Genomic DNA, 26,559 nt, shown 5'->3' with positions numbered 1-26,559 from the left:
TTAAAAAAGGTAGGCATTAAGCGAAGATAAATTTACAACAAACTCAGTAGATGGCTCTAAGAACAAAACAAATAGTACAGTTACTAAAGTTACTGGTCCTGCTGTAGTCTATCAAGACTCAAGAAATATGAGTTATTTTCCATGGGTATCTTGGGACTTGGTTTCTTAGCATTCTGCGTTATGGGTGCTGTTAAATGCTCAAGCGGTGACCACTTTGAAGTGCCTTTCAATATTCGTCTGATTAAATAAGCTTTAACGAAGCTCGACTTTCACTAAAGACAAAAAGGCAGAATCTATATAAATAGATTCTGCCTTTCTTATATTCTAAAAATATCAAGTTAAAAGAGCAGACTGCTACTTGCCCAATGACTGTCATTTGAATCAATTTCACGAAGAGGTGTTTGTTGAGGCGTGGTATCGAAGAGCGCTTTATATTGTTCAGTTATTGCTTGGGTTATTTGCTCAAACTGTGGCAAATCTGCCTCATTGATATTAATGCGAATGGATTTTTGTAATGATTCAATTTGTAGCGCTTGTGCCAATACATAGTCAAAGGCACGATGCTCAAGACTATAAATCTCTGTCTGCGCTAATGCTTGACGCTGAAAAAGCTGGTCTTGATAAACACTACCATCGCATTTAGCCTCATCATATATATACAACGCCATAATTTTATAACGCATTTGGGCATCTTGTAGCGCCGGATTGGCCATGATACTTGATAGGTAATAAGACACTTCAGATTGAAGCCCATTACCAGACTCTATGGCATTGATAATGTCATATTTATCCGTCGTATCAATCACTAGAAAGTCGCATTGCTGCTCAACAGCTTGCGCGATAAGCTGAATGCCAGCATCCATTTTATGGATATCATTAATAGTATCAGTACGATAGCTATAACTATTATCCACAGTATCAGTATCAGTATCAGTATCAGAGTCTGGCAGCATAAATGCCTGAGTAATCAGCTCAAAGCCTCTCTCATAAATCGCGTTGACTTCATTTGCTGCAATGGCTTGTTCAGTGAGTGCTTTTGCTTGAGCGAGGGCCTGCTCTTTGCTGAGATCAAGCTCTAGTGCTTCCCGCAATTCAGCATTTTTTAGAACGTGTGCATAGAGCCATTTATCTGTGGCAGGACTGTCTGCTTTGAGTGCTTGTTGCTGATTTTGCTGCAGCACACTAAGCGATTGAGCATCGATATCCTCCTCTTCATAACTACCACTACCACTACCACCACCTATATCAGATAGCATAGCCACACACATACCACCGCCAATTAATAAGGTAGCCACCATACCTAATAAAAAGCTGCCAATCATATTTCCTTTTGACTGCTCATCGTTTGGGGTTTGGTTATGATTATCGCGGCGGTATTCTGGTGATTGATTGTTCATAAACGGCCTTGTGCTAGGTGGCTTTGTTATTGATGGAGGTAGGGCTTTTTAAAAATACATAACGTATTATCAGGTTTTTAACTATATCAAATAAGACCAGCTAATGTTATTAAAATCACAAAGAGTGATTAACTATTCTTTATCAAAAGCAGTTGCATAGAGAGAGACAGATAGCAAAAAGCCACTCAGATTTGAGTGACTTTTGACTAATAAATTATATAAATCTACATACCATTAACGCATGGTCACAAACTCTTCAGAACCGGTCGGGTGAATAGCGACTGTGTTATCGAAGTCGGCTTTGGTAGCGCCCATTTTAATAGCGACTGCAAAGCCTTGAATCATCTCATCCACACCGAAGCCAATACCGTGTAGGCCGATGACTTTCTCTTCTTCACCCAAACATACCAATTTCATGGTACATCTTTGGCGGTGCTGAGTAACGGCGCTGTACATTGGGGTAAAGGTTGAGGTGTAGCATTTAATATCATCTTTGCCATACTGCTCAATCGCCTGTATTTCAGACAGACCAATGGTTCCGATAGGCGGGTGTGTAAAAATAACCGTTGGTACTAGGCTATAATCTAAATGCTCGTTTGGCTTGTTATTAAATAGGCGCTCTGACAGACGACGACCGGCAGCAATGGCCACAGGCGTTAAATCGATGCTATTTTCAATAATGTCACCAACGGCATAGATGCCATCTACGTTGGTATTTTGGAACTTATCGACTTTGATTTTACCCGCTGAGTTAGTCTTCACGCCAGTAACTTCTAGGTTAATGGTATCGGTTGAAGGCTCACGACCTACTGCCCAAATTAAACAATCAACCGTTTTCTCGTTGCCGTCTGCTAGGCGGATAGTTAAGCTGCCATCATCATTTTTGGTGACTTCTTCAATTTGGCTATGAGTGTGTAGACGAATGCCGTCTTGCTCAAAGACTTCGAGTAATAGGTTAGTGATGCTGTGGTCAAATGAGCGAAGTGGCTTATGTTGACGCACATACAAATCAACTTCAGAGCCTAGACTGCGTAATACACCGGCAACCTCTACGGCGATATAGCCTGCGCCAGCAATAGCCACCCGCTTTGGTTGCTCGGTCAATGCAAAGAAGCCGTCTGAATCAATACCGTATTCTGCACCTTTAACATCAGGCATAATAGGACGACCACCGGTTGCAATCAATATATGGTCTGCTGTAATGTGCTCGCCATTGACTTCAACAGTCTTGGCATCGACAAATTTAGCAAAGCCATTGATAACTTCGACGTTATTTTTGGCCAGGTTGGTCTCATAAGAGCGGTGGATATTACCAATATACTTCTCGCGTGTTTCTACCAGTTTACTAAAATCAAAGCTTTTAACATCAACATCAAAGCCATAATCTGGGGCGTATTTGTGCATGGCTTCGGCTACTTGAGCGCCATACCACATGACTTTTTTGGGTACGCAGCCGAGGTTAACGCAAGTGCCACCTAAATGATTGGCTTCGATGATGGCGCATTTTTTGCCATACATGGCTGCTCGGTTGATAGAAGCGATGCCGCCGCTACCGCCGCCAATGGCGATATAGTCATAGTGTCTGCTCATAATGAGTCCTTTTTTATTTGTGATCAAAAATATGATGTCGCTTATCTCGATAGCAAATAATGCCGTAGTTTAGCGAATGATATTAGATTAACAATGTTTGCAAGCGTCTAGAAGTAGAGTAGATCCAACGCCGCTTGTCAGATGGATTAATTGTAAAGGTTATTGAGCCTAGTGTTTACTTGAATTGCTTATCCTTAACCAAAACAATACCTTTGATATATTATCTGCTTCAGCTTTGACATGTCACTAGAACAGGTTCGGTTATTACACAATAGGCCGGCGGCGATAGAATAGCAGTCCTGGAATAGAGATACCTAATACCAAGCCTGAAGTGACAAACAGCGCTTCAAACAGATAAATCATCATCTGGCTAAATAACGCGTCTGAGAAACCAAAATAGCCAATTTGCACCATGCTGACCATGGCTTTATAAGCGGCGATACCTGGCATCATACAGATAACGCTAGGCGAGATAAGCGCCTTGGGTGGCAAGGTGTATTTTTTGGAAAAATAAACGCCCAAGAAGCTCGATAACATCGCACCGCAGAAGCTTGCAACGACCAAATGAACATTTTCATGAACCAGTGCAGTCTTTAAGCCAAACCCAAACGCCGTCATTAACAAACAAGGCAAAATATAGCGTTTGGGCACAGTAAACATTAGCGTCCAACCTAGGGTGATAATACAGGCGAGTATTGCACTTTCAATAAGCCACATATCAAAACCCCCAATGCTGAATTTGAAGTAGAATCAGCGCGATGACAATACCCACGCACGATGACAATGTCAACATATAGGTAAAGACTGCACGTCCAATACCGATATTGACATAGCCCTTTAAAATATCAGATAACGAGTTAATCAAAGGGAAGCTAGGCACCAGTAGTAGCACGCTTGAGGCCACAGCAATATCGGCATTATGACCAATATCTAGATAATAAGTAGTCGCACCGATTAATGAGGCGATAAAGGCAGTTACGATGACCGTAATAAACGGATTAAAATGATGATTTGACAGGAAGATACGGGTGAACATCGCCACCATGCCAGCCATAAAGGTCACTACCGAAATCATCCATCCGCCGCCATTTAGATAGGCAAAAGTAGCACAAGATAAGCCAACGAATATGGCTACGAGCCACGTCGGGTAGACCGTCTTATCAAGCTCATCAAGCGCACGTGAGGTCGTTACCACCAACTCGCCACTACAGGGCGTCTCTTCGGTCTTATTGACGATTTGCTGAATCTGCACCAATAAATTAACGTTAATACTTTGGTTAATCGTATCGCGAGTGGTGGTAATGCAGCGCTCATTGTAGATAGTGGTCAAGGTGATGGCATTAAAGTTCAGCGCACACTCGACGCTGTCCATGCCAAGAGCCAGTCCCAGACGCTTTGATAAATCCACCACGACGGCTGACTCAGCGCCATATTGCATGAGTAATAATCCGCAGCGCACGCATAGTCGGGTAGTAAGTTGCTGCTGAGTGTAGGTGATTTGAGTCATGATGGTCTTTGATTCTATAGGTTTGCGAGCGATTGTTATATGTATTGTCATGCAAATTGGGGTCTAAAAGCAAAGTAAAATAGCACTGTTTACATCAAAAAAGCCATTCCTATTATTTAGAAATGGCTTTTTGTTTGCTAGCTATAAATCTCTGTATTTAAGAGCAGGTGTTATAGGGCAATTTAGAGGTGGATTATGACCTTTTCGCGTTGGTACGCTGTCCCCACCACGACAATGCTGATACCAATACCGCACCTAAAATCATTAAACCAATAGTGGTGAACCACTGCGCGCCGGCAGGATAGTTCCATGGTGCCACATTGTGTACAGCCTCAGTATTTAACGCGCCTAACGCATCGACTTTCCAAGGCCAGACCTTGACCAAAGAGCCTGCGATAAAGCCAGTTAACAAGGCCAATGTGCCTTGATAATAACGTGCTAATAACCATTTTAATGCGCGGGTAAATAGCAATAGTCCCGTGACCATGCCGGCCATCAGGGTGACAATGACAGGTTGATTAAAGTTATGCACTGCCTCTAATACCGCATCGTAAACACCAAGCAGCAGTAATATAAAGGAGCCTGATATTCCAGGTAAAATCATTGCACAAATAGCAATCGCGCCAGCAAAGAAGATATAAGGAAGGCTAGGCTCCGTGCTTAGTATCGGCATATTACTAACACCGACAGCAGCGACGATACCGAAGATAAATAAGGCGCCGCGGGTTATATTCCACTGCTTAATCTCGGCCAGCAAAATGACTACGGTGGTCATTACTAGGCCAAAGAAGAACGACCAGATAAATAGGGGCTGATTGTCCAACAGGTATTTAATCATGCCCGCTAATGTGGCAAAGCTGGTGACGATACCTAACATCAACACCAATAAGAACGTCGCATCGACTTCACGCCAAATCGCCATTAAGCCTTTTAATCCGCCATGCTCACGAAACACATGCCATAAGCTTGGACCAATACTGCCCAGCGCATTAATAAGGCGCTCATAAATACCGGCAATCAGTGCAATGGTACCACCGGACACACCGGGTACGATGTCTGCAGCGCCCATCGCCATACCCTTGACATAGGTGGCAGCTAGATTTTTGGGGCTGTTGTCTGGGCTAGTCTGAACATCGGGGTTATGCGGTTGTGACGACGATTCTTGATGAGGCGGTCTGGGTGAGTGTGATGTCGTCATAGACATTCCTTGCAAGATAAGAGATAAAAAAAGAGTATATAAATTTTGAGAGCAAAGCGAAAGACACTTTACTAAACGGCTATTTTAACCCATCTGGATAACAAAAAAGGCCATTCTATCAACAATAGCCTTTCTATAAATACTTAAGCGTGCTATTGATAAGCAATTAGCCAAATTTTTTTACAACTGGTTAGATTTGGTTAGTAACTAATGATTACAGTTCACAGAAATTTTATCTACAAATCATATTGGATTGTGTGGCTGAGTATGAAATAAGCTAGGATACAGTAGTAAATTTAATATTTTGGGAGACAACTATGCCAATCGGAATTTTAACCCTGACTTTCTCACTTCCTGGTTGTGGTTCATTAAAAGAAAAGAGGATGCGTATGGGCGGATTGCATGAGCGTTTTGGGCGCAATCCTGCGGTAGCGGTGTGTGAAAGCGGTGAGCGTAACCGTCATGATGCCAGTGAATGGACGTTTGTGGTGGTAGGGCTAAACAAGCGTGAGATTGAATCCGAATTTAGTCAGATTGAAGACAAGATTCAGCGTGTGGTTGAGGCACGGATTATGGATGTGAGACGGGAGTTTATTTAAATATTTTTTCAAGTGAACCGCCCTGACTATATCGGAGAGTGGATTACTTGAGTCAGGCAGCTTTGTCTGACTCACTAAGACTATCATAGCATCGTCTATCAAACTCAAAAGGCCACACATAACCAATCGTACTATGCAAACGTGTTTTGTTAAACCTGAGACGGGTTAAGAATCGTTTAAGTATCGATTTAGCTTTGCAAGGCGAGAGCTGTGCTCGAGTAGATCACCTGTCGTGCCAACAGATGCAATGACGCCAGAATCAGCCATCTTATCAGTATAGCGAATGGATAAATACTGAACCCCTCTATCACTTCTGTCAGGGCCCACGTTAACCTCTATGTTCAATTATGAAAGTATGAGTTTTGGAAGCGCCACGCAAACCTACGGAATATGCAAGAATATGAGAAGAATATTACGCCGCACAGTTTGTCTCCTTAATACAAGCGACAAACATAATAGGCAAAATAATTAACAAGTAAAGTCTAAGCCCTAAACCTCCACTGAGCATACGTATAGGAGACTCTTGGATATGTTCTGGGACTGAATATTCTGTGATAGTAATTGGATAACTATGATAAGTCTGAATAGCATTAGCGGCAACGTCAGTCGCTGTATAGACGTCTCCAACTAATGCTATCTCAAAGTGCTCACTGCCATCTGGTAAACACACCCTAGGGGCACATTTCTTAACCTCAAATATTGTTGTTGTGATGCCATGAATCTAGGGGCCGTTAATACCTATGAAGGCACTCATGATATTCATGCTCTTATTTTGAGGCGTACAAAACAGGCATCCAAGCATTCACCTAAGTTGACTGGTAATTAAAAATAAATTATAGAACATTTGTCGATTATATGATATAAAATATCAAAATTAGAATGATGATTTAATAAATCAATCATAGTTTTTCCTAATATAAAGTTCACTATGGGTGACGTCTGGTATATCTTGTTTGTTAAGGGATAGGCAAGGGAGAAAGCTTGTCGATTCTTGTAATACCACATACATAATCTGAACTTATAGTAACGATCATAAAATCAACGCTTTAACCAACAGTTTGGTGAAAAGGCTCACTGAGGAGTGGACTATCTCTACTAAACTGAAAACAGAGCATTAAATTGCTCCAAACCATCATAGGAAATTAAAAGTGTCTAATACTGATAATACCCAAAACAACCCAAACACCAACACCACTTACGATCAAGGGAATGGTGAAGGTCCTACAATTCACAGCGAAAATGCGGATCAAACCCATACTCCTGAACGTCCAAGTGCTGGCGTGTGTCCTGTAATGCATCAAGCGCACACCACTAAGGCGTCTTCAGTCACTGATTGGTGGCCAAACACGCTTAACCTAGATATCTTGCATCAACATGATCAAAAGACCAACCCAATGGATCCAGACTTTGATTATGCCAAAGCATTCTCTGAGTTAGATTTGGAAGCGGTAAAACAAGATTTAAAACAATTCATGACAGATTCGCAAGAATGGTGGCCAGCGGATTGGGGTCATTACGGCGGCTTAATGATTCGTATGGCGTGGCACTCGGCAGGTACTTATCGCCGTGCGGATGGTCGTGGCGGTTCAGGTACGGGCAATCAACGTTTTGCGCCTTTAAACAGCTGGCCAGACAACGCAAACTTAGATAAGGCCCGTCGATTGTTATGGCCTATTAAGCGCAAATATGGCAACAAGCTATCTTGGGCAGACCTTATGATTCTAGCGGGTAATATGGCTTATGAGTCAATGGGCTTTAAAACATTAGGATTCGCTGGTGGCCGTGAAGATATCTGGCACCCAGAAAAAGATATTTATTGGGGTTCAGAGCGTGAATGGTTGGCAGAAACTAAAAACCGTTATGAAGATGATGCCAAACGTGAAAGTCTTGAAAATCCTCTTGCTGCCGTGCAGATGGGTCTAATCTATGTGAACCCAGAAGGTGTGGATGGTAATCCTGATCCATTGAAAACCGCTGCTGATATTCGTACGACCTTTGGCCGTATGTCTATGAATGACGAAGAGACAGTTGCTTTGACAGCAGGTGGTCACACAGTAGGTAAAACTCACGGTAATGGCGATGCTTCATTATTAGAAGATGAGCCAGAAGCTGCGGATGTGAAAGAGCAAGGTCTAGGTTGGCGCAATCCTAAAGGTAAAGGTAATGCGGGCGACACGGTAACCAGTGGTATTGAAGGTGCGTGGACCACTCATCCGACGCAGTGGGACTATGGCTACTTTGACTTATTATTCAAGTATGACTGGGAGCTTACTAAGAGCCCTGCCGGTGCTTGGCAGTGGGAACCTGTTAACATCGCTGAAGAAGACCGTCCAGTCGATGCTCATGATCCAAGTGTACGCCGTAACCCAATCATGACAGATGCTGATATGGCCATGATTAAAGATCCTGAGTATCGTAAAATCTCTGAGAAGTTCCATAACGATCCAGAGTATTTTGATCAAGTATTCGCCAAAGCTTGGTTTAAATTGACGCACCGTGATTTGGGTCCAAAGTCTCGCTATTTAGGTGCAGATGTTCCTGCTGAAGACTTCATTTGGCAAGATCCTATCCCAGAGGGCAATGCTAATTTAACCGATGATGATATCGCTAAACTAAGCGCTCAAATTCTAGACAGCGGTTTAGAAAGACGCGAGCTGATCATTACGGCTTGGGATAGCGCACGTACTTATCGTCAGTCAGATTATCGTGGTGGCGCTAATGGCGCTCGTATTCGTCTTGCTCCACAAAAGGACTGGATTGGTAATGAGCCTGAACAGTTAAAACGTGTATTAGATACTTTAACTCGCATTCAGTCTGAATTTGATAAACCAGTTAGCCTAGCTGATTTAATTGTATTAGGTGGTAATGCTGCGATTGAGGAAGCGGCTAAAGAGGCTGGCGTTGATGTCAAAGTACCTTTTGTAGCTGGCCGTGGTGATGCGACAGATGAGATGACAGACGTTGATTCTTTCTCTGACCTTGAGCCTTTACACGATGGCTATCGTAACTGGGTGAAGAGAGACTATGCGGTGTCTCCAGAAGAGATGCTATTGGATCGCACTCAGTTAATGGGTCTAACTGCTCCTGAAATGGTCGTATTAATCGGTGGTATGCGTGTACTTGATACTAATTATGGTCACAGTAATAAAGGTGTATTTACCGATCGCCCAGGTGTGTTAACCAATGATTTCTTCGTTAACTTAACGGATATGAATTACACTTGGGAACCTGTTAAGACCGATAATACTGCTGCTCAATCTTATATTATTCGTGAACGTCGTACGGGTAATATGAAATGGGAAGCGACGCGTGTTGACCTAGTCTTTGGTTCAAACTCTATCTTACGCTCTTATGCAGAGCTTTATGCACAAGACGATAACTTAGAGAAATTTGTCAAAGACTTCGTGAACGCTTGGAACAAAGTTATGATGGCCGATCGTTATGATGTTAACCAAGCTGGTTAATCTATTTAGCTTGCTTTGATATCATTAGACTTTAGAGTCTTAAATTAAAAAGCAGCTACCTAATTAGGTGGCTGCTTTTTTTATATGGCGCAAAAACATATCGGTTAAAATAAAGTTATATCAAATCTAGAAATTAACCTATCGAGGAAGACGCGTGCATACGCTAAAAATAGTAGGTTCAGCGAGACTGAAAAAGATAGGTTGTTTTATAGAAAAGGTATCATTAACGTTTTAAGCGCTAATCAAAGGATGCTAAATGAACCACCTCTTTGTGCAACAGACCCTAATTTAACTTTTATCTGTAGTTACGCATATATCTCTTCCAGTCTAATACACGACACCAACCGTTCCTCCCACTCCCGCAATTCAGGCTCAACTTGCGCACACTCTGCTGTTGCATAAGGGCAGCGCTTATGTAGTGCACACCCAGAAGGTGGATTTAATGGACTTGGAAGCTCCCCCTTTAATGTTAATGCTTTTTTATGCCCATGAATACTGGGAGCGGCACTTAACAAGGCGATGGTATAGGGATGTTTTGGATTGTTATAGATAGCTTCTTTTGGGCCATGCTCGACAACTTTACCGAGATACATGACCATAAGGTCGTCTGCCACATGCCTAACGACGGACAAATCATGCGAAATAAAGACGTAAGCGGTATGGTATTCGTCTTGCAAATCCATAAATAGATTAAGTACCTGAGCTTGGATGGACACATCAAGTGCCGAAGTCGGCTCATCAGCCACCACAATCTTTGGATTAAGCATCATAGCGCGGGCAAGGGCGATACGTTGTCTTTGACCCCCTGAAAACATATGCGGGTATCGACCTGAGTGTTCAGGACGTAGACCCACAAGGCGCATCATCTTATGTATTTTTTCTTTTTTCTCATTCGCGGAAAGATTGGTATGAATATCTAAAGGTTCTGTCAGTTGATACCCAATCGTATGGCGAGGATTGAGACTGCCATAAGGATTTTGGAATACCATCTGAATTTCAGTACGGATTTTTTTAAGCGCGCGGCGACCAAAGCTGGTGGTATTGACGTCATTAATAAAAAGCTGACCTTGGGTGGGCTGCTCAATTAAGGTCAACTGTCTAGCAAGGGTTGATTTTCCACATCCTGACTCACCGACGACTGCTAAGGTTTTCCCCGCTTTAAGCTCGAAGGATATCCCATTTAACGCCTTAACTTGCCCTTTGGGTTTTCCGATACCTTGAGACACTGGGTAGTGCTTATGTAGGTTTTCTGCTTTTAAAACGACTTTGTCCGAGTTCATATTAAGCTCCCCATTGACGCAGGGTCATTCTGTGAAGGTGTTGTAGTAGGCTTGGTTGGGAGAGTGGTGTGGATACAACGTACCTTTCCGTGTTCAGTCTTTAGTATCGGCGGCGGTACCTCGCAGGCCTCTTCTTTATAAGGACACCGAGGTGATAGCAAACAGCCTTTAGGTCGATCATACTGACTGGGCACCACACCAGGTAGACTGTTAAGCCGAGCTTGTCCGATGGCAAGCTCAGGTATGGCTTGCAGTAGTGCTTCGGTGTAGGGATGCACAGGTTGTTCAAAAATATGGGGAACGGTATTGGTTTCAACCATTTGACCAGCATACATGACGGCGACATCGCGCGCATTTTGTGAGACCAAACCAAGATCATGAGTGATGAGTACCATCGCCATTTGTTTTTCACGTTGCAGACGACTTAATAAATCCATAATCTGGGCTTGAACGGTGACATCGAGGGCGGTAGTTGGTTCGTCGGCAATCAGGAGTTTGGGCTCACAAGCCAGCGCCATGGCGATCATAACCCGTTGACTCATTCCCCCTGACAGTTGATGTGGATATACTTTTAGTCGGTTCTTAGCATCAGGAATCTCAACCAACTCTAGCAGTTCTAATATACGCTGACGAACCGCGTCACCTTTAAGTCCTAAATGTGTCTTTAACACTTCCGCTATCTGAAATTCAATGGTAAAGCTTGGGTTAAGGCAAGACATGGCGTTTTGAAAAATCATAGAGATATCTTTACCGATGACCTGACGTCTGTCACGGTCGTTAAGGGTAAGCATATCCTTACCATCAAACTGCATCTTATTAGCAGCGACAGTCGCACTTGATGGTAGTAGACCCATTAATGCCATCATAGTGACTGATTTCCCAGAGCCTGATTCACCCACTACAGCTAGAACTTCGCCTTGATGAAGTTGCAGTGACACATCATCGACAGCCCGAAAGGCACGTGCGCCTTTACCAAAGGTCACTGATAGATTGTCAATATCAAGCAAAAGAGGTTTGGTATCTTTAGTCATAGCAGCGTCATTCATTGGATAATTATTAAACTCATCAGCATTATTTGCAGTGGTCTTATCATTTTTCGTCGTATGTGTCGTAGTATGTGTCGTAAGTCGGCTCATTAGGATACCTGCTTTAATTTAGGGTCAAGCGCATCACGTAAGCCATCACCGGTTAGGTTAATGGACAAAGCCGCTAAGAAAATCGCTAAACCAGGCCAGATTGCCAACCACACATTACTTTGAATATATTGGCGGGCAGTACCTAGCATTGCTCCCCATTCAGCATCAGGAGGCTGAACGCCGAAACCTAAGAAACCAATAGCACCTGCTTCCAAAATAGCAGAAGAGAATATCATCGTTGCTTGTACGATCAAAGGTGCCATACAGTTCGGTAATATAGTGATAAATAGCAAGCGTATGACACTAGCACCCATGACTTTTGAGGCAACAAAATACTCACGTTGAAGTTCAACCATAGCTGTTGCACGGGTTAAGCGAATAAAAGGTGGCGTACATACCAAGGCAATAGTGATAATGGTATTGGTCATTGACGGCCCTAATATCGCAGCGATGATAATCGCTAATAATAGACTTGGATAAGACATCAAAATATCATTGACCAACATGACCGCCTTACCCCAGATCTTAGGCCAAAAGGCAGCACTAAGACCAAGACTGACCCCCGAAATCATAGCTAATGTTGTGGCGCTTAGCCCAATAAATAAGGAGTAGCGGGCGCCATACATGACCCGAGAAAGGGTGTCACGGCCGGCGTCATCAGTGCCTAAAAAAAACTGAGCATCGCCGCCACTAAAAAAAGATGGTGGCAGTTGCTCTTGGCCTGTATATAGCTCATAGGGATCATGAGGAGCAATGGCAGGCGCTAATAGTGCCACTATCACCATAATGATTAATACCAATAGACCTAGGACCGCTCCTCGGTTACGACAAAATGTTGACACAAACAGTCGCATCGATGAGGGTGGGTTGGCAGAGAGAAGATCTTCATCTTCAATAAGTACGGTAGGCTTCATCAAGATTTCCTATTTTCAAATGCTTTTATTTAAGATTGCTAGGGTTGTTTGCTCGACCTATTGAGTTAGGAGGTATGACGTACACGAGGATTGATGAGCCCGTATAAAATATCCACCATCAAACTCACTAAGATTAGCGCCGTTGCCACCAGCAAAATACCGTTTTGAACGATGGGATAGTCTCGGGTGAAGAACCCATCGAGGAGCCAGTTGCCAACACCTGGCCAACTAAAGATTGTCTCCGTGATAATTGCCCCTGCCAATAAGGTCGCCATCTGTAAGCCAATAACGGTCACGACAGTTATAAGAGCATTTCGCATCACATGAATTAATATGACACGCTTCGGAGATAAGCCCTTGGCTTTTGCAGTGCGCACGTAGTCTTCATCCAACACCTCAAGCATGGCAGAGCGTGTCATACGGGCAATCATAGCCAAAGGAATTGTTGATAACGCGATAGAAGGTAGAATAAAGTGTTTTACCACATTCCAAAAAGCTCCAGGAATGCCTGAGGACAGTGAGCCCAATAGCCAAGAGCCATATAGAGGCTTAACATCCAAAAACTGAGCGACAGAGATGACCCCTGATACAGGAAGCAATCCTAAATAGTGTGCAAATATACCCGTCAAGATAGGGCCTAATAGATAAATAGGCATTGAGTAACCAGCCAATGCCCCTGACATAAGGGTGTAATCAAGCCAAGACCCCCGTCTCAATGCTGCCAAAATTCCAAGGCTGACACCAACGATACTGGCGATGACAATGGCACATAGCGCTAATTCTAACGTTGGCACAAAGTGGGCAAAGAAGTCTTGTAAAACAGGGGTTCGGGTCCTAAAAGAGGCACCGAAATCCCCTTGCAAGATACCGGTAATATAATCCCAATACTGGATAGGCAAAGGTTTGTCTAGTCCTAGTCGGGCTAAGGCCTGTGCATGCATTTCAGGATCAACCATGCGTTCACCCATCATAATTTCTACCGCGTCACCCGGTACAAGGCGTATCAGGGTAAAGGTGGACAGAGTGAGACCAATATAAACGGGGATAAGAATCATTATTCGGCGAAGAATATACAATAGCATGAGTAAGCTCGAATTTTAGAAGAATGAGTTTGCTATAAACGTCACGTCAACAAGGTAACGTATCAGAAGTTTTAGAGATATGGACACCAATAATATTAGGACTGACATAATTAGTATTGACGCAAAACAATATTTGACAAGTGACATGCGACTGGACGTTATATACTGCGCCTGATGGAGATTCCATACAATCAGCGTCAATAAATGATTAGCAGTCGCTACAAGTCAATGATGTGTCAGTCCTAAATATAAAAAAGGCTGGAACAGAGTTTGTCTGAACCAGCCAATTTACCTAGCTATCGATTGATAGGTTTACTGGGTAAGGTTCTTAACATTATTGGTGTCTTAATTACTGAAAATATTGCTTAGTAATCATTAACTAATTGCTCAGTAAATAGTCAGCAACTATTAAGTAGTTAATAAGTAGCTACTCAATATCGACACCATCAAAACGAATCGAACCCAATGGACTAATTTTATAGTCTTTAACATTCGGCGTTGTTAGTACGGTTACAACTGAGTTGGCTACCGTGGTCCAAGGCAATTGTTCTTTGAAGATAACTTGCGCTTGTTTGTAGTTCTCAATACGCTCGTCTTGATCAGTAATGGCTCTGGCGTCCATCACCAACTTATCGAAGTCCTCATTACACCAGCGTGCATAGTTATTGCCATTTACCGCATCGCACGATAATAAGACACCTAACCAGTTATCAGGATCACCATTATCGCCCGTCCAGCCTGCTAGGATCACATCATGCTCACCTTTGTTGGCGCGTTTTAGATACTCACCCCACTCAAAGGTTTTAAGGTTGGCTTTAACCCCAATCTTAGCCCAGTCAGCTTGTATCATTTCAGCCATTAGCTTGGCGTTAGGATTGTAAGGGCGTTGAACGGGCATATACCATAAGTCAGTTTCAAAGCCACTAACACCTGCCTCATCTAAGATAGCTTTGGCCTTAGCTGTGTCATAAGGCGCATCTTTTAAGGTCTCATTGTAGCCCCACTGCGATGGTGGCATAGGATTAGTTGATTTGACACCCGCACCTTGATAAACCGCATCAATTAAGGCGTCTTTGTTGATCGCCATATCAAGCGCTTGACGCACACGAAGATCACTAAGCTCTGGTCTGTCCGTGTTATACGCAATATATCCAACGTTAAATCCGGGCTGTTCAAGGACATTGGCTTTGCCTGACGCTTTAGCAGATTCGACTTCAGAAGGGTTGGCATAGGCCGATACGTTACATTCGCCAGCCTGCACTTTTTGAGCCCTTACCGCAGAATCTTTGGTAATGACAAAGACAAGATTGTCGATATGGATATCGTCTTTATTCCAGTAGTCTGGATTTTTGGTATAACGAATTTGTGAGTCTTTTTGATAAGAGGTAAATACAAATGGTCCTGTACCCACCGGCTTGGTATTTATGTCAGCAGCATGACCGGCATCTAATAAGGATTGTGCATATTCGGCAGAGTCTATGTAAGCAAATGGCATGGCTAGATTCTGCAGGAACGGTGCATTTACTTCATTGAGCGTGATTTTAACGGTATAGTCGTTAACTTTCTCGATATTAGCAATGTTCTCGGGTAGCCCCATATCGACAGAGTAGGGGAATTCAGCTTGATAGGCTTTGTTAAACTCAAACTCTGGATCGGTCAGACGTTTTAATGTAAAGACCACATCATCCGCGTTAAAGTCACGTGTTGGCGTAAAATAATCGGTTTTTCCAAACTTCACGCCTTTTCGCAAGTGTAGCGTATAGGTTTTTCCATCATCACTAATTTCCCAACTTTCTGCTAAACCCGGCTGAATCTCAGTTTCACCACGTTTAAACTCAACCAATCCGTTATAGATAGGGTAGGAGCTTGCATCAAAATCTGTACCGGCGGTGTATTGGGCAGGATCAAAACCAGCGGGACTCCCTTCTGAACAGTAAATAAGCGTTTTTGCGGCCTCTGAACCATTACTAGCAGCAGTTTCTTTATTACCACCACCACAAGCTGTGACGGCTAGAGTTGCTGCCGCTAATAAACTGAGTTTAAAAAGAGGGTATTTCATGTTGGCTTCCTAATTGGCTATTTGAAATAAAGAGAAAAATAAACGATTTAAGTGTGACAAGAAGTTCAGTAAATGGCGTTATGAATTCGTTGAACTTTGAATGATAAAGATGCAAAACGTATGCCAATAGTTGAGGGGGATAATCAGAAACGTCCTTGTCATTTGCCTAAATAAATCTGCGCTTTAAATTAAAAATTAAGAGCAGTATGAATAATATATATGTTAAGTCAATGTTGCGCAAGTCAACACTTAAGTTAATTTATATAAATAGCCTGTTAAAAAGATATTTTTGTTAAATGATTGATTACATAAATTTATGTATTGAAATTAATAAAACAATTGATTACAATCTGCAATTATTAATACAAATGATAATGATTCGCATTAACGTTTAAGTATTTCTTATTATAAACTGTTGTTTTAAGCTTACGTTTTCTTATTAAAAATTTCTCCTCAAACACAGTCAACCCTTGTCATAGACAGCGCTAAACTATCGTACTTGTCTATTATTTACTATCTGTATCTGGCCTATCCGGTAAGTACTTTAGTGCAGTCTATGAATTTTATTGAGAGTAAGTCATATGTCTATATCAATTTCTTATCGTTTATCTCCTTTAGCATTGTGAGTGACAACGGTACTCGTTAGCCAAGCTTCAAATGCAGCACCGACGACAAATAGCGATATACCTATTATGACCGCACAAACCATAACGGTGACAGCCAATCGCTCCGTGCATGATAGGGTACAAAATGATGCTGTTTATATTGATCAATACTTACCTGCACAGCAAGCCAGTATGCTTAGTGACTTTTTGGGTGCTGTACCTAGTGTTGATGTGGGTGGTACGTCAGCCATTACTCAACGTATGCAAATCCGTGGAATGAGTGATACGGATTTAAAAGTAACTGTTGATGGTGCCCGTCAAGAAGGGTATATGTTCTATCATATGGGTGATATTACACTAGACCCTGACTTGCTAAAGCAGGCTGAAGTTGCCGTGGGTAATAACTCAGTCACACTAGGCAACCACGCATTAGGTGGTGCTGTGCAATTTAGTACGGTTGATGCTGCTGATTTATTGGCGCCTGATCAGCAAATGGGCGGCAAAGTCCATGTGGGGTATGCGGATAACAATGATGAGTGGTTAACCGCTGCGACACTATTTGCCGCACCAACTGAAGATGTTGATTTATTGGCTTATTATGGCAGACGAGATGCCAAAGCAGGGGAAGATGGGAAAGGGGATGAAATTCAAACCAAAGACAGTAAAAGCGAAAATATATTGTTAAAAGCAGGCACTTATATCACACCAGATCAACATATCAAAGCAAGCTTTAGCCGTACTAAAAATACGGGCGACTATCCCCTACGTCCAGATTTTCCAATGACACAGGGCGATCAGAGTTTTAACCCTATTATCCCACAAGAAGTTAAGCGTGATACCTATACGCTTGAATACAACTTCGACCCATCGAATGACCTGATCGATATAGATGCTAATCTGTATCAAACTAAAACCGAAATGCACCGTAATTTTGATTCAAGTCTTAAAACAACAGGGGGTAAAATTCAAAACACTAGTTTAGTTGATTCAAGTTTTGGTTCACACAGGGTTATCACAGGCGTTGAACATTATAAAAAAGAATCTAAATTTGATGGACAAGATTTTGGCACACGTCGTCCAACTCACGGTACAGATGAAGCGAAAAGCACATCAGTATTTTTAGAGGATCAATGGCGTTTGAATAAGTTAACGCTGACTCCAGGGGTACGTTACGACCGCTATGAGTCACCAAAATATATTGCTGATGGTAAAAAATATAATAATGTTGTCGGTGCTTTAGCTGCCAGCTATGATATTGCGCCGCATACAACTGTGTTTGTAAGTTATACCGAGTTATTTAATGGTCCTAACTTAGGTCAAGTATTATATAACCGTAATGGGGAAGATACTTTTGTAAGTCGTAATTTAAAGCCAGAAGAAGGGGATAACTCAGAAGATGGTTTTACAACAACATTGCGCGGTCTCAATACAGCAAATGATACTTTGCAGCTCAGTGCAAAATACTTTGTGACAGATTTAGAGAACTATATTGACTTTGTACGAGTGCTACCGGGTGGCAGAGGGGGTATAGACTGTGAAACAGGGCTACCTGGAGGTCGTTGTAATGGCGCCTTAAATAAAGATGAAGAAGTCAGAATCAAAGGGGGAGAAGTTTCTGCCACCTATAGCGCTGACAATTATAATATTGGTCTAAGCTATGCTCGTGCCCGCAGTAACGGTAAAGAAACCGGCTATAACTTATACCGAGATACGGGTGATAAAGTCATGCTAAACTTGGCGACTCAACCAAGTGATGAAATGGAAATTGGATGGCGCAGTACTTTTGTTAGCTCTCTCACACCAAAAACAGCCGGCAATGATCCGAAAAAACCAAGCTATGATGTTCATGATGTATTTATGAGCTACACACCAAAACAGGTCAAAGGCTTAAAAGCAACTTTCGGGGTTTATAATCTATTTGATGAAACCTATGCAGATCATGCCTCACGTAACTTAGGTACGAATATGTCAGCTAATGGCGTGCGCTATCAAACTGACTATGAACCAGGTCGTAACTTTAAAGCCGCATTAACCTATCAGTTCTAAGAACAAACTCCTCGTGATATACGATGAGGCCAAAACAGAGGGTTATGAGATCAAAAAAAGGGCTTTTAAGACAAACAATTAAAGGAAGAGCGGTAGTTAAAGTAGTTAAAGCAATGGCAGCTACTCCTGCTTTACGCTACTATCTGCCAGTGTTGGCAATGCGTTTGCTATAGTTTGTCGTGTCGCTTGCTTCACGTCGCCACGACAAAGCTAAGCAACGCAGTATGCCAACTCTAGCAGTATATCCGCTGCAATCAGGGCTAAACCTCTTTTGGCACTCTTGTGCAGCAGCAGGTTAGACTTAATTTTAAGTTTGATATTCATTAAGCCATTAGTTAACAATGAAACCCCTATTGCTCAACATAGCAATGGAGGTTTTTCAATCGTTATTTATCCAAAAGGGCGGGATGATATGTCAATAATACGACAGAGGGAAAAACCGCAAACCTTTATAGTCTTATTGAGTCGGAATATTCAGACTTTGCGGAGGCGGTTGATGAGTTAGAGAAACTGGTGAAATAGCTCATGAAAAACGTTATGTAACTTTAGGTGTAATTGGTATTTTAGCAGCTAGTTTCTATTTCTACATGTTATTCTTTTTTTGGGTGATTACCGAGGTACGAGACTCAACATTTAATATCTATAACGTAATATTTGCTATGGTTAGCACACATTCTACACTCTAATGACGTTATGCATTATCGTCGACACTATCAACAAGGTGCGACTTACTTTTTTACGATTGTTTTGCAAGATAGGTATAGCGACTTGTTAATAGCTCATATCGACTTCTAAACAAATCCTGATAAAATCCATAGCACTGAGCTTATGATGCTTTTACGAAGGGTTCTCGGTTTAATTAGCAGGGAACGGGTATAGATAACTGTCCTCATCAATAATCTTGCGTTTTCTACCCTCAATATAATACTCACCTCCGTGTTCTAGGCGTATCATAAAGTCCCAATCTCCATTGGCGGCTAATAGCTCGTTAAATAGTTGCTGGCGTAGGCCTGCATAGGCATCTAAAGTATCTTTGCCAGACTTTAATAATAGCGGGGTGTCGGACACATAAAAGATGACAAAGGTATTGTCCGCACGCTTTTCAAGCCGTTGTAAGTCAATACCATATTTATCCAGCACCGTTTTAGTGGGATGATTAAAACGAGTGACATCATTAATCCAAACTGGTTTTTCAATATACTGATACCTTAGGTTATAGGTGTCATCCGTGGTTCTATATTCAAAGATACGACCATACTTGTCGATGACGTAAGAGGCAAAACGAGGAGAGGTGTGGGGGTCACCGCCACAGGCGCTATTGTGCTTTTCGTATATAGTCACCTCGACATTGCTATTTAATATCTCATTGTCGTAAGGCCCAATAGTGTATTGATAGCACTGTGTAAAGTGGCGCATGAGCAGGTCATAACTACGCTTTTGCTTAGGATTGAAATTTGCAAACGGGTTTATATCAAGGTTGGTGATAGAGATTGTACGATCATTCATAACAGGTGAATTATAAGAGGGATGCGCTAATACAGGCAAGCTTACCATATTTAGCAAGCTTGCCATAAAAGAGGTCAGCAGTTTTATCCGAGGCAATGATGACATCTGACACATCCTTTTGAAATAGGCTTTAATAAATAGTCAAGGCTATTTTAACAATGATTCCGCTATATTAATACAGACAGTTAGCTATCTATCTATCAGACTTAAACAACGATCAGATAATTACTATATTAAACAGTTATCGACGTCTAAATTTAAGTCTGGTTTGCATAGAGTTCACGCATTAATTTTTATCGTGCTTACCTCCACCCAACCTTGGCTGAATATATAAAAGTAATTATCCATCATAGGTTATATTACAAATCTCTTTACCATTAAAAGATACGTCTAATATATGACTGATATCAAAGATATAACTATCTCCTTAAAATAAAAACCGCCTATAGCGTTGGCTATGAGCGGTTTTATAATAATCTATCTTTGAGTTTGACTTTAGTGCAACTTATAGCGCAGGGTAGGCTTCTTTTAATGCCGCAATAATTTGTTCTTTTGCTGCATCATTATAAAGAGCGCACTCATTTTTATCAGCTTCTGTCAGTGTTTCACTGCCTGGCCAGTAATAGATGCCGTAATAAGTTTTATTGTCATATTTTACATAGGCGCTAGATGTATTATCTTCATACTCATCTTTATTAGATGATGCCTTCCATGGAATACCTGCCCATGTCCCTTCAAGTAGGTCAGTATTATAACTACCATCAAAGCCATTATCGCTAATACTGTCAGTTTCAAAATCGATATAAGGTATATCACCATGCGATATTGAAACGAGCTTTTTACAAGTGGCGTTGTTATTAAACACACTTAGCTGATTCGGTAAGTTATTTAGACGTTCAAGAGTTTCAGCTGAAATATACTCGTCGTCGATATTCTCAAGTGCAAACACATCTCCAATTTTCTGATTAGCAATTGATACGTCTTTCATTTTGAAAGTATAAGTTGCACCGTTACTTAATCGCTGAGTGAGAATATTATTGTTATATGTGGTCTTATACCACTCAACTTTTCGGAAGTTATTATCAGCGATAAGTGTAGATTTTGATCTCGCTTCAAGCCCATTTACTGTTAGGGCGTATTCAATCGTGTCCTCTACATTATCATTGATATAGTCGCTTTTGTTGTACAGGGATTGCTCAATGAATTCCATGGTATTGCTGTTTGTCGCACGGAAGCTTTCTAAATGGACGTCATTTAATTGCTCAGTGTTAGTCCCATTATAGCGCTCATCAAAGTAGAAAAAATGACCAATGATACCGGCTTGAGTATCAACAGGCTTCGGATCGATAGTCGTTAAAGGCGGCTTAGGTTGCGGGTTTGGCGTTACTGGTACAGGTACCAGTGGTAGCGTCTGGAACACATCGACATAGGTAAAGACATCATCTGAGCTAGGGTCTTTGGCAGTAATACAATCACCGTTATTGATCTTGTAAATGGTGTTTTGTTTTAACGCAGGAATATCAACGGCGTTGAAGCTGTTTTTATTGTAATGAGGTGCTAACGTCAACGGTGTATTGATAGGCACACGTGCGCTAAATTTGCCTTCATCATCAATACTGCCGTAATTAACAAAGCCGCGCCCTTTTATCATGGCATCGATGCCACCAGCGATTGGCTTTTGAGTATTTTCTTCAACAAAACAGCCTTGCACCAGTGCTGAATATTCAAGCACAGCAATGTCGAGGTTCCATAAAGTAAAGTGAGTGACCTGTCCTTGATAGGTGCCGTCAGACTGACGTATTGCGACACCATCTTTGATCCAAATCATCTGCTCTTCATCGTAATACCATAATGGTATTTGTGCTAAATCTTGATCGGTGGTGGCTTCTGGAAAGGTTAGTGTTGCTCTAGTATCTTCTTTTAAATTGAGCTTGGCACCTGTATTAGGGTCAGTCAATTTCACATCAATCACACCAACGGTGACCAGACCTGTCTCATTTCGGCCGTCTTTGTCTTGACCAGCAAAGGGCTGTGCAAAAGATTGAGCACCTTCAACTGAGTCAGGATTGTAGTAGTTGCTGGCAATATTAACTTTGCCGATGTAGTCTTTACCATCAGCGGTCACAATACTATTACTTGGAATAGTAACAGTGGCGCCTGATACTTGAAGCTGATTGATACCATTACTGCTGAAAAACTCAGTAGTAACTTGGTCAGCAGACAAGATGACATCGACAGTATAGATACCACTTGTCACTGCATTAATTTCTTTAGCAGTAGTCATATAGCCATCTTTTTTAATTAAGATGATTATGCTTGAGTCGTCTGCATCGATATCTGCTAACTCTAGCGTATATTTTCCAGTGGCGTCAGTAGTCACTGTCTTGTCAGCGGCTTGAATGGTCACGCCTTGGATAGGGTTGCCTGATTTATCACTAACCATGCCACTAACGGTAAGGTTTGAGGTGTCTTTGCTACTGGTTATTTTTTGAGTGCCTGATGAATCATCACCACCGCAGCCGGCTAAGCTAAGGGTTGCAATCAATAAACCTGATGTTAGTGCATGTAAGTTTTTCATGAGATATTCTCTTATACTAAATAATAGTAGTGTACACATTTTTCGTGACACTTTGAATATCTTTTTAAATATAGATTAATAAAACTTAAAGGGTGGTTTCATACATTAAGAATAGGCCGGTAGTGTTTTGGTTAGCTAGCTAGGACGGTTTCCTGAGTATGAAAAGCACCACGCCAACCCCCTATGTCAGGATAGTTGTCACCCCCTAAGAATAAACTAAATGGGGGCAACAAGGAATAATGATGCCAAGATATAGTGAAGAGAGAAAGCAAGCGATACTAAGCAAACTATCGCCACCACATAACTTAAGTGTAGCCCAAGCTGCAAGGAGTGAAGGCATAGGATTACAGACCCTGTATAATTGGCGCAATCAAGCCCAAAAGCAAGGACAGCCCATGCCCGGCAATAAAAACACCCCCGACAACTGGTCAAGCGAAGCCAAGCTTGCCACCATAATAGAAACCAGCAGACTGACAGAGACCGAACTTAGCGAATACTGCCGCAGTAAAGGCCTATACGTCGAACAAATCAAAGCATGGCGAGCAGGTGCCTTATCAGGCTTTAACCAAACACAGAAACAAAGCTTAGCAAGCAGACGACAACAACAAGCTGACCGCAAAAAGATTAAAAAACTAGAGCGTGAGCTTAATCGCAAAGAGAAAGCTTTAGCAGAAACAGCGGCTTTACTGGTGCTCAGAAAAAAGCTGGATGCGCTCTGGGAGACCGCTGGTCTCAATGATGGTGGCAAGCTTGGCTTCGCTTTGTAACCCCTAATGAGCGTCATACAGGTAAAGATAAAGAGATACTTGCTAAACGGAAACAGACGATAGAACACGCTAAAAGTCTTAACCCTACTCGTTGGGGGAGCCGAGCCGTAAGAAATTGTACGCTAGTTAAGCCAACGACTTTAAATCCGTTAAAAGCGCCTAAATCGATTGATGAAATGAGAGTCGCCTAGTTCGTAAAAAGGTGACAACTATGTTGACAAACACCGGCTTTGTAGTATTAGATCAAACTAATATTGATTCAGATTAATTTGCATATTTTGGTTGTTGTTGCATTCAGCTAAGTGCTACTTTCTATAGTAGTCTTTCTTTTAGGTTGTTACATTCCATTAAATAATTACTTGAAATTTCATTTTCGCCCAATTTAGAATAATATATAGATAAATTATCTAAAATCTTAATCTGTTGAATTAAATTACATGTTTCAATAGACAGATTAAGTCCAGTATTTAAGTAATCAATAGCAGAGTTTAAATCATTTTTTTCCAAATACATAACTCCCAAATTTCCAGTCCAAACTGCGATATTGAACTTATGTCCAACATCTATTGCGATACTTAAAGCCTCTCTATAAAAAATTTCAGCTTTATCAAAATCCTTATAATAATACAAATAAATATTGCCTAAATTACCCAAACTCCATCCTTTGTCAATTATGCTTCCTAAATAGTCAAATATTTTAAGGGCTTTATAAAAATGTAACATTGCTCCATTAAAATCTTTAAGTTTGTAAAGAGTTTTTCCTAACTCCATATGAATTTTTCCTTCGAAGGTATCATTATTAGGATACCAATATAGAGCTTCTGTAAAAGTTTTAATAGATGTCTCAAAGTCTTCTCTCTGGCGTTGAATAACCCCAATATGTCTATAATGAATGCCAATTAGTTCGCGATCATTTAAACTTTTAGCAATTTTCAGCCCTTTTATAGCGTGCGAGTAAGCTTCCTCGGGATGGTTAGAAGAGTATAGATAAGCTAAGTGACCTCTAACTTGACACTCTTCCTTAAGCAATTTTTTTTCAACTAATGTAGGAAGTATAGTATTATAAAATTTGAAAACATGCTTTTTTCCATGTGAATTATTTAACAACTCACCAGCAATAAAATATTTTAATACAAAGAAATTATCTTGTTGAGCCCATTTTCTTATGATGGACATCGTCATAGATTGATGTTGTTTCAAATTTGATTCATATACTGATAGACTAAAACCTAATTCACTTGATAAATAATTAATTAAATTATTTGTATCTCCCTTTATCCAATGCCCCTTACTATCTTTATGATAAATACTATCTGCTGTATTTATATCTGTGCACTTGAAAACTATTCTATTAAAAGGAAGTTTGATATGATCAATATGAATAATATTATTTCTAATTACATTATTTTTAAAAATGGGAGTTAAATCAAATATATCAGAGCAGCTATATCCCATAACTATAAAATCTGAAAAGGCTGTAGAAGATGTTAGATTATTTATAACCCTTTTTCTAGCTTCAAATGATATAGATTTAGCAACTTTCTCAATAGTTATAACCAGATTCTCTTTGTCTGTAATACATCCATGAATTTTAGTAATTACTGGCTTGCTTGAGGCAAAGTCGAAACTTAAAAACTCAACTTCATTTCTGAGTACATGATAATCTTCAGATTCAATAAGCCCATTATTATTAAGAGCTACCTCTAATAGATTTGTAAAGTTTGTAGTTACAATATGAGTAATTAAGCCTTTTTTTATAGCTTTTGCTATTAGGTCATGATTCTCACATGGTTCTCCTAATTCAAAAATATTTAACAGTAAGCTTGTGTCGCTATGTTTGTTTAAAATACTAAAAAACGCCTCAAATGGCATTTTTGAAGACTTAATAATTAACTCTTTCTCTGACGCCGTCATTGGTAAGCAGTCTAGAATTAAATTCATAATGCCAAACTCACCTTTAACTAAAGGTATGCCTGAATTAAAATCAAAACCAGCTCCTAAAAAAATCCCTGCATTATTTTTAAAAGACTTTACAATCAGATTAAGTATTCCGGATTCAGAGATTACCATTTAAATTATTCCAAGTAAGCCTTAAAAATTTTAATATATTACGAGTGCAATTGGAGAATAGTATTTTAAATTTATTTAAAAATCTCTGTGTCTTCATTATCTTCATTCAAAATAATACGAGCACGTAGTCTCGAGCTCTTGGGTGTTAAGGGTGCATATGCTGCAACAACTGCCCATCGTACCTGAAGATCTTTACAGAACTCTTCTACATTTTTTGAATCATTATTTTCTCTAACTAGATATTGTTCTACATCTCGTCTCAATATGCCATAACTTGAGCCACACTGATTATGAATTAGAGACTTCTCAGACGGTCTTAGTAAAACTTGAAGGCCAGCTAATAATGATATGACAATACTCATAAGCACAATAATAAACTGTGTCTTTTCGTCAGTAGACTTCAAGAATAAAAGACCACTATTAAATGAAGATAAAATAACTAAAGGTATTCCGATAAACTTATCAATTTGTGAATATCGTTCAGACTGATTAAAGTGACCAACTTGAGCTTTCTTTAGTCGAACCTTCCATTCTTCTAGTGTTTTCCTTTGTTTATCGTTCACAAATATCACCGCAACATTGAACAGCATGATCAAATAATAAAAAAAAGTATAGAGTCTACACCACTATCAATTCTTAAAAAAAGTTTGAAGAAAATGACATTTGATTATCCTATAAATTATTGTAAACAAGGGTAGCTTTTTAACTTATTAAGATTTGTATACTCTTTTAAATTATAAAAAAACACTAATACTTTAAAT

18 protein-coding genes and 1 pseudogene are annotated in these 26,559 nt (G+C 40.7%); 5 read left to right on the top strand and 14 right to left on the bottom strand.

Annotated features, from left to right (window positions below):
- Window positions 1–338: 338 nt before the first annotated feature.
- The 5 genes from AC2SLM_RS05785 to AC2SLM_RS05765 form a co-directional block, all read right to left on the bottom strand.
- Complete coding sequence (locus AC2SLM_RS05785; protein ID WP_486551604.1) at window positions 339–1,397, bottom strand: hypothetical protein; 1,059 nt, start codon at window positions 1,395–1,397, stop codon at window positions 339–341.
- Window positions 1,398–1,631: 234 nt separating this feature from the next.
- Entirely contained in the window at window positions 1,632–2,987 is a 1,356-nt protein-coding gene (gene gorA, locus AC2SLM_RS05780; RefSeq protein ID WP_486551602.1) for a glutathione-disulfide reductase, read from the bottom strand.
- A 264-nt stretch (window positions 2,988–3,251) separates the two neighbouring features.
- Complete coding sequence (locus tag AC2SLM_RS05775; RefSeq protein ID WP_486543328.1) at window positions 3,252–3,704, bottom strand: threonine/serine exporter family protein; 453 nt, start codon at window positions 3,702–3,704, stop codon at window positions 3,252–3,254.
- Between the two features lies 1 nt (window position 3,705).
- Window positions 3,706–4,494, bottom strand: coding sequence for a threonine/serine exporter family protein (locus tag AC2SLM_RS05770; RefSeq protein ID WP_486543330.1), 789 nt, complete (start codon window positions 4,492–4,494; stop codon window positions 3,706–3,708).
- 193 nt (window positions 4,495–4,687) lie between these two features.
- On the bottom strand, window positions 4,688–5,692 hold the full coding sequence (locus AC2SLM_RS05765; RefSeq protein WP_486551601.1) for a DUF368 domain-containing protein: 1,005 nt from the start codon (window positions 5,690–5,692) through the stop codon (window positions 4,688–4,690).
- A 317-nt stretch (window positions 5,693–6,009) separates the two neighbouring features.
- Between AC2SLM_RS05765 and AC2SLM_RS05760 the strand changes: the two genes are divergently transcribed.
- The 3 genes and pseudogenes from AC2SLM_RS05760 to katG all read left to right on the top strand — a co-directional run bounded on the left by AC2SLM_RS05760 (window position 6,010) and on the right by katG (window position 9,755).
- Window positions 6,010–6,291 (top strand): DUF503 domain-containing protein, encoded by a 282-nt coding sequence (locus AC2SLM_RS05760; RefSeq protein WP_486543334.1) that lies wholly within the window; start codon window positions 6,010–6,012, stop codon window positions 6,289–6,291.
- Between the two features lie 715 nt (window positions 6,292–7,006).
- A pseudogene (locus AC2SLM_RS05755) lies at window positions 7,007–7,101 on the top strand (hypothetical protein); the annotation flags it as partial.
- Between the two features lie 482 nt (window positions 7,102–7,583).
- On the top strand, window positions 7,584–9,755 hold the full coding sequence (gene katG, locus AC2SLM_RS05750; RefSeq protein ID WP_486551722.1) for a catalase/peroxidase HPI: 2,172 nt from the start codon (window positions 7,584–7,586) through the stop codon (window positions 9,753–9,755).
- Between the two features lie 305 nt (window positions 9,756–10,060).
- Here katG and AC2SLM_RS05745 read toward each other — a convergent pair whose 3' ends face one another.
- From AC2SLM_RS05745 to AC2SLM_RS05725, 5 genes are all read right to left on the bottom strand, one after another.
- Window positions 10,061–11,035: a peptide ABC transporter ATP-binding protein gene (locus AC2SLM_RS05745; RefSeq protein ID WP_486551600.1), complete on the bottom strand. Its 975-nt coding sequence runs from the start codon at window positions 11,033–11,035 to the stop codon at window positions 10,061–10,063.
- A complete protein-coding gene (locus AC2SLM_RS05740; RefSeq protein ID WP_486551599.1) occupies window positions 11,032–12,171 on the bottom strand; it encodes an ABC transporter ATP-binding protein in 1,140 nt (379 codons plus the stop codon). The genes AC2SLM_RS05745 and AC2SLM_RS05740 overlap by 4 nt, the downstream gene beginning before the upstream one ends.
- Window positions 12,171–13,085: an ABC transporter permease gene (locus AC2SLM_RS05735; RefSeq protein ID WP_486546538.1), complete on the bottom strand. Its 915-nt coding sequence runs from the start codon at window positions 13,083–13,085 to the stop codon at window positions 12,171–12,173. The genes AC2SLM_RS05740 and AC2SLM_RS05735 overlap by 1 nt, the downstream gene beginning before the upstream one ends.
- A 65-nt stretch (window positions 13,086–13,150) precedes the next feature.
- The gene (locus AC2SLM_RS05730; protein ID WP_486551597.1) at window positions 13,151–14,167 is read right to left on the bottom strand and encodes an ABC transporter permease; all 1,017 of its coding nucleotides are present in this window, start codon (window positions 14,165–14,167) and stop codon (window positions 13,151–13,153) included.
- Between the two features lie 427 nt (window positions 14,168–14,594).
- On the bottom strand, window positions 14,595–16,226 hold the full coding sequence (locus tag AC2SLM_RS05725; RefSeq protein WP_486551596.1) for an ABC transporter substrate-binding protein: 1,632 nt from the start codon (window positions 16,224–16,226) through the stop codon (window positions 14,595–14,597).
- A 626-nt stretch (window positions 16,227–16,852) separates the two neighbouring features.
- Between AC2SLM_RS05725 and AC2SLM_RS05720 the strand changes: the two genes are divergently transcribed.
- Window positions 16,853–18,877, top strand: coding sequence for a TonB-dependent receptor domain-containing protein (locus AC2SLM_RS05720; protein ID WP_486551594.1), 2,025 nt, complete (start codon window positions 16,853–16,855; stop codon window positions 18,875–18,877).
- An 855-nt stretch (window positions 18,878–19,732) separates the two neighbouring features.
- Here the strand turns inward: AC2SLM_RS05720 and AC2SLM_RS05715 are convergent.
- Together AC2SLM_RS05715 and AC2SLM_RS05710 are read right to left on the bottom strand one after the other, a co-directional pair.
- Window positions 19,733–20,488 carry a hypothetical protein gene (locus tag AC2SLM_RS05715; RefSeq protein WP_486551592.1) on the bottom strand — a complete coding sequence of 252 codons (756 nt, stop codon included), beginning with the start codon at window positions 20,486–20,488 and terminating at the stop codon, window positions 19,733–19,735.
- A 400-nt stretch (window positions 20,489–20,888) separates the two neighbouring features.
- On the bottom strand, window positions 20,889–22,961 hold the full coding sequence (locus AC2SLM_RS05710) for a carboxypeptidase regulatory-like domain-containing protein (RefSeq protein ID WP_486551590.1): 2,073 nt from the start codon (window positions 22,959–22,961) through the stop codon (window positions 20,889–20,891).
- Window positions 22,962–23,203: 242 nt separating this feature from the next.
- On the opposite strand from AC2SLM_RS05710, the gene AC2SLM_RS05705 reads away from it, so the two are divergent.
- Entirely contained in the window at window positions 23,204–23,728 is a 525-nt protein-coding gene (locus tag AC2SLM_RS05705) for a transposase (RefSeq protein ID WP_486551589.1), read from the top strand.
- 312 nt (window positions 23,729–24,040) lie between these two features.
- Here AC2SLM_RS05705 and AC2SLM_RS05700 read toward each other — a convergent pair whose 3' ends face one another.
- Both AC2SLM_RS05700 and AC2SLM_RS05695 read right to left on the bottom strand, forming a co-directional pair.
- Window positions 24,041–25,798 carry a tetratricopeptide repeat protein gene (locus AC2SLM_RS05700; RefSeq protein ID WP_486551587.1) on the bottom strand — a complete coding sequence of 586 codons (1,758 nt, stop codon included), beginning with the start codon at window positions 25,796–25,798 and terminating at the stop codon, window positions 24,041–24,043.
- A gap of 71 nt (window positions 25,799–25,869) precedes the next feature.
- On the bottom strand, window positions 25,870–26,361 hold the full coding sequence (locus AC2SLM_RS05695) for an SLATT domain-containing protein (RefSeq protein ID WP_486551586.1): 492 nt from the start codon (window positions 26,359–26,361) through the stop codon (window positions 25,870–25,872).
- Window positions 26,362–26,559: the final 198 nt, after the last annotated feature.

It is taken from the genome of Psychrobacter sp. CX16 (assembly GCF_057396245.1).
The sequence above is the reverse complement of the archived record's forward strand: the minus strand, read 5'-3'. Positions and strand labels throughout refer to the sequence as shown.